Source organism: Bradyrhizobium sp. WYCCWR 12699 (genome assembly GCF_032144035.1).
Classification (GTDB): Bacteria; Pseudomonadota; Alphaproteobacteria; order Rhizobiales; family Xanthobacteraceae; genus Bradyrhizobium.
The window spans coordinates 1-12,775 of record NZ_JAVTJN010000037.1; the positions used below are offsets into that span (position 1 = coordinate 1).

The following is a 12,775-nucleotide window of genomic DNA, read 5'->3' on the forward strand; positions in this document are numbered from 1 at the left end:
CTGCGTTCTTGGCACATTACGATGCCGTCTGGGGAGGGCGGCAACCATCCCATCTCATCTGGTGATCTGTGATGTGTCGGCCGGGCACGCGAGTGATTCCTCTTGGCGGAAGAACCACTTGCATAATCCCGACCGGCCGCGATCACCAGTCGGCGCGGTCCTCCTAGGGATCGCGCCGACGCTGGGCTCGTAACTCCGGTCGGGCTACGCCCTCCCTACGTCACGAGCCCAGCGAAACTCTCTCACCTTGATTGACGCTGCCTTCCATCCTGATCGCCGCGCGACAAGACGATCACGTGCGCAATGGCCGCTTCGGTCGGCGGCCCGCTGAGTACGACGTGCTCCGGCGCATGCGCCTGCACGACAGTGCCGGAGTAGCGGCGGCAGATGTATTTCGGGCGGCGTGTGACCAGCACGCGCCATTGCGCCGGGATCACGTCAAGGCGCTTGCTGACGTCCTCGCCGATCTTCGTCATGGTCCGCAACCGCACGGGCAGAGCGTGCTCGCAGGCTCGATGATCCGTTCCACGCGCGGCAAATGGGCAGGCAAGCAGCCGCGATTGCGATGAGAACCTTGATCCGGTACGCTCCGCGATCGGCCCTTGATCACAGCCTCGGCTCTCTCCTGCGCCGCGTCCAGGATGCCTTGCGCGATCTCCACGTCTTCCAACGGTAAATGATACTGATCTGGCCGCAGCTTCTCGGATTTCGCGCCGAACCTGTCGCGCCGCAATTCGCCGAGGATGACCTCCAGCCGACGCTGCGCTTCCTCCGACGCCGCCAGCGCCCCCTGATGCTCGCTCAAGGCCGCCCGCGTTTGCGCCAAAAGGGCTTTCAGTTGTTCATTTTCGTCGCGCAGCGCCGCGATGCTCATGCGCTATTTCGAGCACATCGCCGCCGCGCGTGCCACGCTCAAAATAGCTGCCGAGTCATTCTGCCGCAGTTATCCCGCCGCCTGGGGGCGCCGTGCTTCTTCCGGGCGGACCAACCTCCAATCCAGCCCCTCGAACAGTGCCGCGAACATCGCCGGTGATATCCGCATCACGCCGTCTGCGATCGTTGGCCAAACGAACTTGCAACCTTCAAGACGCTTGTGCACCAACACCAGGCCCGTTCGATCCCAGACAAAAGTCTTGATCCGGTCCGCTCGTTTCGATCGGAACGCGAAGGCGCCTCCGCTGAATGGATCAAGACGAAGTATCTCCTGCACTTCGCCGTAAGCCCATCGTGGCGACAGTGGAAGTCGATCGGCCGGTTGCAATGTAACTCTTATCAGCAGCGGCCGCGATCATCGTGACGCTCGCACCTTGCGGATCACCCCGGACAGCTGCTCGCCATCTGTCGCCGTATCCGTCTGCAACACGACATCGTCGATTGCGGCGTCTCAAGCTTGATCGCGGAACTTGACACTCCTCCGACGCATCTCCCACGATCAGCGGCGCGAATGTCGGATGCGACTCGGATAAGTCGCCGAGAGTCTGTTATCCCGTGTCGCGGTGGCCGAGGGGCGCGCAAGCACGGAGCGACGCGCTAGCAGATCTACGATTGGCGACGGCAGTTTCGGGAGCGAGGCGTGTTGCCGCCGTGCGAGGCGGCTCTCAGCCTCCGAACGCACGCGGCGCCCCGAAGGTCCTCCAAGAACCTCCAGCCGGCTCACCGACCTCGCCGATGAGACGTCCAAATGGACATCCTTTTTGCCGTCTAATCCCATCTAAACCTCGATCCAAGCCGGACGCTTCTTCGCACAGCTATCCGCTCTCGCTAAGCGCTTACGCGCTCTCGTTCCGCATTCAACAAAAGCCTATAACGGCGTATACATCCGGGCCGCAGCCGGCACGCACTGTCAGCTATCATTTGCTACACGAGCCAACACGCAACATCGAGCGCCGCAGGCGCCTTCGTTCGCCTCGAATTCCGACGCCTGCGCGCCATGCTCGCACTATCTCTTCACAACCTGACACTACGTCAGGTTCGGCTCTGCTATCGTCGAGCTCTGTTGCACTTCAGGTACAGCAATTCGCGTAAGCGCTGATACAACGGCCACACTGGGGGCCATTAAAGAGAGTAACAACCGAAATGAAAAAGCAGTCACTCGTTTGCGCGAGCATTCTTGCGATGGCCGCTGCGACGTCCGCGTCTGCCGCAGATCTCGCCGCGCGTCCCGCATTTCCGAATACGCCGACGCCCAGCCCGGCTGTCATCGCGCTCTACGACTGGAGCGGCTTCTATGCCGGCGTCAATGGCGGCTGGGGCTCGAGCCATAACTCCTGGGATTTTCTCGGCTCTATCCCCGAGGGCTCTCACGACGCAACCGGCGGCACAGTAGGGGGCCAGATTGGATATCGTTGGCAATTCGGCAATACCGTGCTCGGACTCGAAGGGCTGGGCAACTGGGCCGATCTCAGCGGCTCAAACGTTAGCATTGCCAACCCGGGCACCACCAATCACACAAACATCGACGGTTTCGGCTTGCTGACCGGCCAGATTGGCTATTCGGCCGGCAACGTACTGCTCTACGCCAAAGCGGGCGCGGCTGTGGTAGGGAGCACTTATCGGATCACTAATTCGGCTGGCTTTCTGGGCGACGCGGATACCACACGTTGGGGAGGTACGGCCGGTGCCGGTCTTGAGATTAGCCTAACACCGAACTGGTCAGCTGGCATCGAGTACGACCACGTGTTCATGCCGGCTAGTGACGTTAGCTTCGCAACAGGACTAGGAAACGACCGCATTCGTCAGGACTTTGATCTCGTCACCGCCCGCCTCAACTACAAGTTTGGCTGGCCACTCGCGAGCAAATAAGGATCTCAGTTTCTCAATCAATGATCGAGGGCCCCGGCGCCTGCCGGGGCTCTTTGTCCAGGGTCATCGTCCTGTATCGCCGTCGGCCTTTCAATAGGTGTTATCAGCTCTCTTGATCCATGAGGGCTGCGTATAATTAGGCTCGCTTCGCCCGGCGATCACGGTCTGGCCTCCGACGAGTCCCTATATCGCCGCCTCAAGCTCGATGTTGGAAGCTTGATATTGCCACGGCGAGCCGTCCGGCATCGGCAACAGTGCGCATGCCAGCCGTATTCAAGCCGCGCTTAGTGAATGGCCTCCTGACCAAACCGCAACAGCGTCGCACCGGCTCGACGATTCTCCCTCGCTCGACGAGGGACTACCAACGCTGAGAGGTTTAATATTCCGCATGGTGGAGTATGTCACGTGCACCAGCCATATTCATGGACAAAGTGAAGGTGCGATCATGAATAACTCTGCCGACCCCTCACGTACTCTTCGAACGTTAGAAACGTTGGAATCCAACGTTCGCCTGTACTCGCGTCTCTTCCCAGCGTGCTTTAGTCATGCGCGCGGGCCCTTTCTGCTAAGCGAGACGGGCGAACGGTTCATCGACTTCTTTTCCGGGGCTGGAGCGCTCAATTACGGCCACAACAATCATCAGCTAAAGGCAGCTATTACAGAATATCTGGGATCTGATGCTGTCGTTCACGGCCTCGATATGGCCACTCCGGCCAAGGTCGACTTTATGGAGACTTTCAACTCAGTTATTCTTCGTGAGCGGGGCTTGGATTATCGATTTCAATTTACTGGACCTACAGGTGCCAATGGCGTTGAGGCGGCATTGAAGCTGGCGCGTAAAGTAACCGGGCGCCACAACATCATTTCATTCACACGTGGTTATCATGGCCTCAGTCTCGGCGCCGCGGCTGCGACCAGCAGTCGCTTTCTTCGCGAAGCCAGTGGAGTCCCCCTGTCCGGCGTCACGATAATGCCCTATGATGGTTATCTTGGAGATGAGATTGATACGGCGGAGCACCTGCGGAACATATTGCTGGACTCTAGCAGCGGCATCGATGCGCCAGCCGCCATTCTCCTTGAAACAGTACAGGGGGAGGGCGGCATCAACGTCGCTCAAAAGGAATGGCTACGATCCGTACAAGCCCTAGCGGCAGAGATTGGAGCCATATTTATCGTCGACGATATTCAGATGGGTTGCGGCCGTACTGGCGATTTCTTCAGCTTTGAGTTCGCCGAGTTGTCACCAGATGTCGTAATATTGTCGAAGTCCTTAAGTGGATATGGTCTGCCGTTATCCATGTTGTTGATCAAAGAGGCAATTGATATATGGGAACCGGGAGAGCACACGGGCACCTTTCGAGGAAATAACCTAGCGCTTGTCTCTGCAACTGCAGCTTTGAATATCTACTGGCGCACTGAGATCTTTTCGCAAAGCATTTATCGACTGGGAACGCTGATGCGTCACCGGCTTAATGCTATTGCGCGCGCGCATGGAGACCACTTCACTGTCCGCGGCCGCGGAATGGCGCTCGGCTTTGATTGCCGAAATACTCACCTCGCTGAGACTGCAGCACGCAAGGCGTACGATAGGGGCCTCATCATTGAACGATGCGGCCCGGCGGACGAGGTCATCAAATTCTTTCCTCCGCTAACGATCGACCCGGAGACGCTGACTAAGGGTTTGGACATCTTTGAAGATAGCTTAGCGGAAGCAGCCCCGCTCTGACATGACATCTGCATCGGGCCTCGCTGCCTCGGCGAGGCCTCACGCCAGACGCTTGATCACCGCGGCAGGCTAGCACCTGTTCCGCATCTCGCTGGTGCTACACTTCGAGTACCACGACCGTCTAACTCTTGTTTCTCCCTGAACATGTTCCAGCTTCAGTCGACTAGCTCCCTGGGGACGGGCCTAGTCGTCGGGCAGGTCGCCTACCCGCATCACACTGCGGCCCAGGTCAACCTGGACTCGGATACGGATACGCTAACCGCCCGCACTCACGGTGAGCCCGGCTACAGAACCAGTAGGCTAACGAAGGCCGTTTGCATGTTGGGCGCGCGGTAATTGGTTGCGCATCACTTGCCTGGCAGGCACCTGGCAGATCGTGCGTTCTGGCGTTGCGTAACTCAACTGCCCAGTAGCGGAATGCACTTATCGAAGGATCGGTCCGCTCGGCGATGGTCATCGTGACAAGCCATCTCAAGACTTCTACAAGGGAGGTGAAGTTGCCGCTGACGACTCATTTCCGCGGTGAGTAGCCGGCTCTCCCGACCTGCAGCGCGGTATATCGCCAATCAGGAGGTGATGGCTAGTGAGGTGCTTCCACCCCACTAGTGCGGAGCTCTGCATGGACCCTCTGAGCACAGTAAGAAGCGGCCTCAAGATCTCGCAATTCGTATGTCTTTGGCTTGGACCCGGTGAGCGCTAAAACAACAATCTTCTGCGCACTCCTCACGGGGTGGATGCCTTCCCGATGCAGAGCGGTAAGCGCGGCCTCCGCGTCATGCGTCAAATACCCCTCGGGGCTTTCATCCTGCTCGAGATCGATCCACATGATACCAAGCCTTCGTAAAACGTCTTCAGCATTACGTTTTTCGAAGACGCTTTGAAATGCAACCCGTGTTGCTGACGGGTTGATGACCACGCAAACCCCGCCTCCTGCGTCAGTCACCAAAGTACCGGCCATCTCATTCGGCAGTAACGATTTGCAGGAGATGGCTATTCTCCGGCCGGCAGCATAGTCGATTGCGCCATGGTGAAGCACTTTCGCCCCGCAGCGTGCTATCCGACTTGCGTTGGCATAGGAGACTGTCGGGAGCAGCCTTGCTTGCCTCACAATCCTCGGATCGGCGGAGTAGATGCCACAGACATCCGAGTAGACTTCGCAAACGCCACTTCCCACCATATCGGCGGCTATTACCGCAGTCAAATCCGAGCTATTGCGGCCGAGCATTGAGACCCGTCCACCTTCATCCAGACCCTGCGCTCCGGCAAGGATTACCACGCGGCCATAATCGAGCGCCTTTAGCAGCGGTTTGTTGTCGACCTCCTCGATGACCGTCCTACCTAGAACCAAGGATGTCTTGATTCCAATCGAATAGCCAAAGAGCGATGATGTCGGCACCGAGTGTCTTTGCAATGCTGCCTCAAGAAGTCCAGCGGAAATCATTTCTCCCGCTGTCAGGACGGTGTCCAAGGCAACGGTGCTGCAGATTTCATTCACAGAGAGCGCTAGAGACTTCAGTACGTCCGTCTGGCCGTGCATCGCGCTAACGACGACCACGACTTGCCGCGCGTCATTTGCAAGCCTATCTACTATATGTCTGGAGACAGCGCGGTACGCCTCCGCATCACGAAAGCTCGATCCCCCAAACTTCATTACTTTGATTGACATGCGCCGTGGCCCAACGTGCGAGATCACTTGCTTTAACTCACCCGGCGCCGCATTAGATCAGACGACGAGCCGCTTCGCGCGCTCGACATCCGGCTGCTTCTTGAGAGCTGCTCCTCGCGCTAGGCTTGTCATCGTCGCAGCAATAGCTGTACCACGAGATAGCTCACGATTAGCGCCGCCCGGCATCTCGCTGGCGGCTTGGGCGTGTTGCGGCAGCACAGGACGATGCACCTAAACAATGGCGCGCTAGTTGCCTGAGACCTCCATCCCGCGTTGTTCGATGTCGCCCATCTTGATTGTTGCGGTTGCCACAAAGGTCGATCGGGCCGCTAGTTCACACACCGCAGCGAGCTCCGTCGTACTGCATCACTACCTGAGATCATCAACAAGGGACATGAGCGGCATCCGGCGTACTGGCTTGGCACACCTCTTGCTGATGCTTCCACTGAACAGATCTCGGGAGGCCTCTTGCTCAGTCCGTTGAATGATGTCCGGCACGCCGCGTTGTTGCTGCCCGGTCTCCGGCACTTGCCGCCCCAGACCTGCGATGGAGCGACGTGTTTCGCCCGGTTCACTCGAACGGGCGACCCACTGCGCCGAGCCAGAATTTGGCCAAATACGGCCTTGCACGGAAGAGCTCGCCTCTGGGAACGCGTTCCCAAGATGGTGCTGCGACCGCAGCGGCAAGCGGAGCGTTGCAAAAAGCGCTCCGGACCCTATGCCACCCTCGGCGGGGACAGCACCAAGCGATTATATGCGCTCTACCTCAGCCCGGGCCCCGCCGGGACACAAAGCCCTCGCTTTTTTTCAGCTGGAGCGACCACCGCCGGTAAGCAGTCCGGTCCTGCGCCTGTTAACAATCGAGGCGCGCCAATCGTGTCAGGCCAAGAACGTATTGTGTGGAAAGGCCGGACGATGACACACGCCTGCGGCGTAGGTCGCCGCGACAACTTCGATGCGAAACCCGGCAAAAACTATGGCCTCTGGCAATCAGAACGCAGATTCTATTTGCCAACTGGACAGTTCATTGTCGTGGCGCCCTCGTCTCGGTTCACCAGAACCAGACTATCAACAGCAGGCCGCATCCTTGGCCTCCCCACAGGCGGCCATCAAACATTCTATGAAGATAGAGCGAGAGGGGACTCTGCGCCTGTAGGGCGGGAGATCGCCTTGCGCTTCCATATCCACAACCGTCTGCGTGCCGAACATCAATTGGTAACTCGCATACAGACGCCGTACATCAGCCGGGGAGAGACCTTACAATGAGCCTGGGATATCAGCAGAATGTTCGGCAATCGCAATCAGCCGTACTATCGCCGCGCCTGGCGAAGGCGATAAAGCTGCTGAAATTGTCTAATCTCGATCTGGCTGATTTCGTGGAGGAGGAGCTCGAGTGCAATCCATTGCTGGAGCGCGACATAGACATGCTGACGCAAGAGGATGCCGGAACAACGACCGACCTCTTCAGCGAAGCCAGCGGTCCGGACGACGCTAGTGATCTTGACAGCGACGCGTTCGACAATAGCCAACAAGACGGCTTGAGCGTAGACCCTGGCACTCGCCCCGAGCTCGACGCGGCGCCCAGCCCGGAGCTTGACGATCTTCATTCCGAGCCATTTGATGAGGACATTCCTCAGAATTCGGACCAAGATCGGCTGGACGTCGGCACAGAGGCGTCCCGCAGCCGATCTTGTCAGGAAGACTATAATCTAGAGGCGTGCGTACCGAAAGAGATCACCCTCCGCGATCATTTGACCGAGCAGCTCGGACTCGCGCTGACGTCGCCCACAAAGCGACTCATCGGACGCTATCTAATCGACCTCGTCGATGACGCCGGATACTTGCCGCAAGACCTAGGAAATGCCGCCAAACGGCTGGGGGCCTCGCAAACAGATGTTGATCTCGTTCTGGCAACATTGCAGACGTTTGACCCTCCTGGCGTCTTCGCTCGTTCTTTGAAAGAATGTTTCGCGATCCAGCTGCGCGAGCGCAACCGCTATGACCCAGCGATGCAGGCACTGGTTGAGAACCTCGCTCTTGTACCTGAGGGGGTTCCTGCCCTGCGCAGCGTTTGCGGAGAGAGCGATGAGGACATCGCCGATATGATTGCGGAACTTCGGTCACTCGACTCGAAGCCGGGACATAAGTTTGGTTCGGTGCGCCTGGAACTTTTGATCCCAGATGTCTTTGTTCGCCGGGGTCATCACCACAATTGGGTAGTCGAGCTGAACAGTGAAGCGTTTCCCAGCATTTCGCTGAATCAGGTTTATTATCGCGATTTCAAGGGCAAAATGCGCAACCGTAATGACAAGGCCTACCTGGCCAATAAGTGGTCTGATGCACGCTGGCTGGTAAGTTCACTTGAGAGACGTGCGAACACAATCTTGAAAGTTGCGAGCGAAATTGTGCGTCAGCAACATGACTTTTTCTCCTACGGCGTAGAGCATCTACGACCCCTCAATCTGAAAGCAGTGGCCGACGCCGCGGGGGTGCATGAGTCCACCGTTTCACGCGTAACGAACAACAAGTACATGGCCTCCAATCGTGGACGGTTCGAGCTCAAATACTTCTTCAAACCATCCATTGCTTCAGCCGTCGGCGAGACGGCTCACTCGGCAGAGGCTGTTCGCCACCGCATTAAGAGGCTCATCGACTCCGAGGCCCAAGCATCAGTGCTCTCAGATGACGCAATCGTCGAGCTATTGCGTTCCTCTGGGATCGATATAGCGCGCCGGACGGTCGCAAAATACCGTGGCAAAATGGGCATCCCTCCGTCCGTGGAGCGACGGCGCCAGAAGCAAGCTGCTCTCGGCTATGTTTCCTCAACGACTCCGCTCAATTCCCCAGACCGTACGGAGGCGGCTTGATCCTATTGAAGGATTTCGTTCACAGCGGCGGAGAAACGCATAGTTGAGCTGTCAGGCAGGACCATCAAGCTTGCTAGGCGCCGGGGATTGCCCCCAACCGCCTAAAGCCCTTAGATTGAAGACGGCCAATTGGGGCGTTAAGTCGCCCCGACGGCCGTTCTGCTAGGCTCAGGGGCAACGGCTGCATCCTTTCGCAGCCCCGATGGCCCCGCGTGAGCGTGATCCTCTCTCAGGCTGCTACGCGATTTTCATAAGCAAGAAATGGGTTGACTGGTTTAAGCAGGGCATCCGAAGCATCGATTGGAGCTCTGCCGCTAAATTGCTTGGTCAACCCTGCACTGATGAACCATAAGATGCCATCGGCGAGCATCCTGTGGGACGCTTGAACACTTCGTCTCACAAGATCGCCGTGTTGATGCCTAGGCCGCTCCTCGACGGGTAGATACCGCGCCTCAAATGCTGAGAAACGAAGAGACGTTCGATCCAATTGACGCAAGCTCCGCTGCCAGCACCCTGCCGGGGCATGGTGTAGCTGACGGTAGGTTACCTGCGATTTTCCGGCAGGCGGGTCGGAAGGCATCAGCCTGCCACGTCGGGCAGACCGACGATGAATTCATCGCTTAATGGCGCGATGCTTTCCGGCGTCATGTAGCGGGCGCCTGGACCGCACATTCGTCGTTCTGCTCGACAGGGTCGCATCGATTAGGTCGGCGATTGCGTCTCCGTTAGGGAAGATGCCGACGACCTCGGATCGCCGCTTGATCTTGCCGTTGAGGCGCTCGATCGGATTGGTAACCGGTATTTGAGTTTCTCGGTGCCGATGTCCCGCTGCGATATTCAAGATAGTGGCGTATGGTGCAACCATCGGGAGAGAGGCACCGGGAGCACCAAGGTGCGGGCAGGCCGATGCATACGATCAGCCACGAGCTCGGGTTAGTAGCTGGCCGCCTCTGCGACCAGCCCGGTTGCGCTGAGAGCGCGCATCCGTAGTTGTCGTGTCGCCCGTAGCTCCCGTCATGTGGTCTGATTTGGCAGGAGGTGCAAGTGCGACGGGTGATTGACATCGACGTCCGAACCTCGGAGAGGTGGTGGTTTGGGAGGATGGCAGCCTCCGACATGCGGGCCGTATTGATATAGACGCGGACTGCGTTGGACGGTTTTGGCAAGACCCTGCTGGCCAGTGATGCGGTGGTGGTCGAAGCGACCGCGAACAGAGTGGCGGTGTCGCCGGTTCTGGCGTCGTTCGTGGCACGCGTGATTGTCGCCAATTCGCATCAGGTGAAGGCGATCGCCCAGGCTCAAGTCGAGACCGACAAGATCGATGCCGGCACACTCGCGTGTCTGCAGGCGCCCGCGGCACCTGCCGCAGATCCGGACGCCTGACGCAGAGACGGAACGCAAGCGTCGGCTAGCGGCGCGGCGCTACCAGGTCGTGCGGCATCGCGCGGCTCAAGAACGAGGTGCAATCGATCCTGCACGCGCACCTGATCCCGAAGTGCTCCAGGCCTGCTCGCGGTCCCCGAGATCGTCCGCGCCACTTGTCGGGCCAAGCGCGCGTCCGCCGGGTTTCAGCAACGGTGCGCTTGATCTAACACCAGGCAGTACGATTATTGTTAGTTTTGCGCCAGCTGCCCATGTTAGATGTCCAACGATGGCAGCATGGGCGCTGCAACTGCTGCCGCGCATACCGTCATGGACCGCCTACATGCGGCAAGAGCCTCTCCCTCATAGCGCCAGGACCTATCTCAGGAGATTGAGCGTCACTCTCAAGCTTCTGGGCAACGGCCCAAATGTTCTGCGGCCGAGGCAATGCTGCGAGCAGGAGCATAGTCTCTCCCACACTCCTACATCACCAGAACCAAAACGGCAGAGCAACCTAGTCGGCAGTTGGTCCCGTTGTCATAAGGCGCGGCACGCTACTTGCTTAACGGCCAATGAGAATAGATGCATTGGTCTCTCGCGAGAACAGGTGCTCGATGACTTTTGTCAGGATACTTCTGCCAACACTTTGGCGCCGAGGCGCTGCAATCGCAAGCGGCGGTGCATCTTATATCCGAAGTAGCGACATGAGCTCTCGCTTGGATTCCATGCGAGCGGCCACAGCTGCCCCCACTAGCGCCGTGTCCGCTTTCACCGCCGTAGATCTCATCCAAACCGACCGGCGCACTTGCTCGACCGCTTTGCGCCGAGCGGTGCGCCTGACGGCGAATGACGGTCACCACCACCTTTCACTCTTCTTCCAACCTGCGTCGCTCGGACATGCGATAATGACGCCTTGCGTTGAGCAACGGCAAGCTGACAGTGCACCAAAGTCCGCAATCTTGTCGCGCCGCGATCGCACTTTTCATGGAGCACAAGCGAGCGCATCAAGTGAGATACGCAATTGTATGGCATACCGACGGCTTTTTACCTTCTTTCGCAATCTTACATTGTTCTACAGCGCCCTTGCGTGCGGCATGAGCTTCGCTGGCTGAGTGCGTACTTTTTGTTAGCTTTTGAAGACGCCGGAGTTCGACACATGGCAACAGGTATCGTGAAATGGTTCAACGCAAGAAAGGGATATGGCTTCATCAGACCGGATGACGGAGGTCCGGACGTATTCGTACACGCCAGCGCGGTCGCAAAAGCCGGAAGAAGCGACTTAGCCGAAGGCATACGAATTTGCTACGAGCTCAGGACCAGTGCGGCAGGCCGAACCTTTGCAGAGGACCTCAGCATCCCCTAGACCCTTTGTCCGCCCTGTGAGGTGACGGGCGGCCCCGCGGCAAGCTCCTATCGAGGGTTGCGCCGGATGGTCCGGCGCCGAACCCCAAGCATGGGGAGCGGGCCTGATGAACCATAGCATTTTCGTAGGGCTGGATGTACACAAGGCAACGATTTCGGTTGCGATGGCCCAAGGAGTGCGCGGCGAGGAAGTTCGCAACTTAGGGATCATCCTAATCGCGCCGACCAATCAACAAGCGGGCAAAGAGCCCAGGTCAAGCTGTGCATCCTCTATCACCCCTTGTCGGCGGCCAGCAAAGCCGGGGTGATCGTCACCACCGCCATTGCACGCGAGATGGTCGGCTGCCTGTGGGCGACGCTCTTCAAGTAAGAACTCGGCCCGGCCGCGTGTGAAGAGCGCTGGTCGAGCGTATCGGTGCCAGGGCGGGAGGCAGGGCGCGGTGGGGACTCCTCGTATGAGCCGGCATTGTCGACGCTCGCTCGCAGATCTCGCCGCAAGTCCAGCACGGGACCTATTTGACGCTGGATCGAACGAAGCCACGTCTTGTGAGCGTGTAACTATGGGGGCTTGATCTAGGCTGTAGCGCGGCAATCTGGGTAGGAAGTGCGCGGCAATCAGGATGGCGAGGCGTGTCGCGGCCTGATGATGATTGCCGCGATGATTGTCGCGCGCAAGAGTTTTGTTGAACTCTGATTGTCGCGCAGCGTCAATCAGCGACGGTTTTGGGTGTCGCGTGCGATGGCGGCCGTCCGGGACCGCGTTTTCGTTCGAGGGCGGTCCGTCTGCGATAGCTCTCGACGTTCATCTCGACGATGGTGGCGTGATGAACGAGGCGATCGATAGCGGCCAGGGTCATGGCGGGGTCCGGGAAGACCCTGTTCCATTCGCCGAATGGCTGATTGGCGGTGATCAGCATCGAGCGGCGCTCGTAGCGTGCACTGATGAGCTCGAACAGCACGCTGGTCTCGGCCTGATCCTTGGTGACGTAA

10 protein-coding genes and 1 pseudogene are annotated in these 12,775 nt (G+C 58.5%); 5 read left to right on the forward strand and 6 right to left on the reverse strand.

Annotated features, from left to right (window positions below; genetic code table 11):
- Window positions 1-242 precede the first annotated feature (242 nt).
- From RPS27_RS30740 to tnpB, 3 genes are all read right to left on the reverse strand, one after another.
- Entirely contained in the window at window positions 243-476 is a 234-nt protein-coding gene (locus RPS27_RS30740) for an IS66 family transposase zinc-finger binding domain-containing protein (protein ID WP_232995632.1), read from the reverse strand.
- A complete protein-coding gene (locus RPS27_RS30745) occupies window positions 473-874 on the reverse strand; it encodes a transposase (protein WP_232995633.1) in 402 nt (133 codons plus the stop codon). Before RPS27_RS30745 ends, RPS27_RS30740 begins: the two co-directional genes overlap by 4 nt.
- A 69-nt stretch (window positions 875-943) precedes the next feature.
- Window positions 944-1,210, reverse strand: a complete 267-nt coding sequence (gene tnpB, locus RPS27_RS39785) for an IS66 family insertion sequence element accessory protein TnpB (protein WP_367401008.1) — start codon at window positions 1,208-1,210, stop codon at window positions 944-946.
- Window positions 1,211-2,076: 866 nt separating this feature from the next.
- Here tnpB and RPS27_RS30750 point away from each other — a divergent pair.
- A complete protein-coding gene (locus RPS27_RS30750) occupies window positions 2,077-2,802 on the forward strand; it encodes an outer membrane protein (RefSeq protein WP_128955124.1) in 726 nt (241 codons plus the stop codon).
- 445 nt (window positions 2,803-3,247) lie between these two features.
- Entirely contained in the window at window positions 3,248-4,528 is a 1,281-nt protein-coding gene (ectB, locus tag RPS27_RS30755; protein WP_128929879.1) for a diaminobutyrate--2-oxoglutarate transaminase, read from the forward strand.
- Between the two features lie 580 nt (window positions 4,529-5,108).
- On the opposite strand, the gene RPS27_RS30760 is transcribed toward ectB, so the two are convergent.
- The gene (locus tag RPS27_RS30760; RefSeq protein ID WP_128955125.1) at window positions 5,109-6,194 is read right to left on the reverse strand and encodes a uridylate kinase; all 1,086 of its coding nucleotides are present in this window, start codon (window positions 6,192-6,194) and stop codon (window positions 5,109-5,111) included.
- Between the two features lie 1,262 nt (window positions 6,195-7,456).
- On the opposite strand from RPS27_RS30760, the gene rpoN reads away from it, so the two are divergent.
- Window positions 7,457-9,061, forward strand: coding sequence for an RNA polymerase factor sigma-54 (gene rpoN / locus RPS27_RS30765; protein WP_128929881.1), 1,605 nt, complete (start codon window positions 7,457-7,459; stop codon window positions 9,059-9,061).
- Between the two features lie 579 nt (window positions 9,062-9,640).
- On the opposite strand, the pseudogene RPS27_RS30770 reads toward rpoN, so the two are convergent.
- Window positions 9,641-9,902: pseudogene (locus RPS27_RS30770) on the reverse strand (transposase); the annotation flags it as partial.
- Between the two features lie 308 nt (window positions 9,903-10,210).
- Between RPS27_RS30770 and RPS27_RS30775 the strand changes: the two are divergent.
- Together RPS27_RS30775 and RPS27_RS30780 are read left to right on the forward strand one after the other, a co-directional pair.
- Complete coding sequence (locus RPS27_RS30775) at window positions 10,211-10,444, forward strand: hypothetical protein (protein ID WP_232995634.1); 234 nt, start codon at window positions 10,211-10,213, stop codon at window positions 10,442-10,444.
- A gap of 1,135 nt (window positions 10,445-11,579) precedes the next feature.
- The gene (locus RPS27_RS30780) at window positions 11,580-11,786 is read left to right on the forward strand and encodes a cold-shock protein (RefSeq protein ID WP_128929882.1); all 207 of its coding nucleotides are present in this window, start codon (window positions 11,580-11,582) and stop codon (window positions 11,784-11,786) included.
- A 706-nt stretch (window positions 11,787-12,492) separates the two neighbouring features.
- Here RPS27_RS30780 and RPS27_RS30785 read toward each other — a convergent pair.
- The coding region (locus RPS27_RS30785; RefSeq protein ID WP_313754914.1) for an ATP-binding protein at window positions 12,493-12,775 on the reverse strand (283 nt) is incomplete at its 5' end.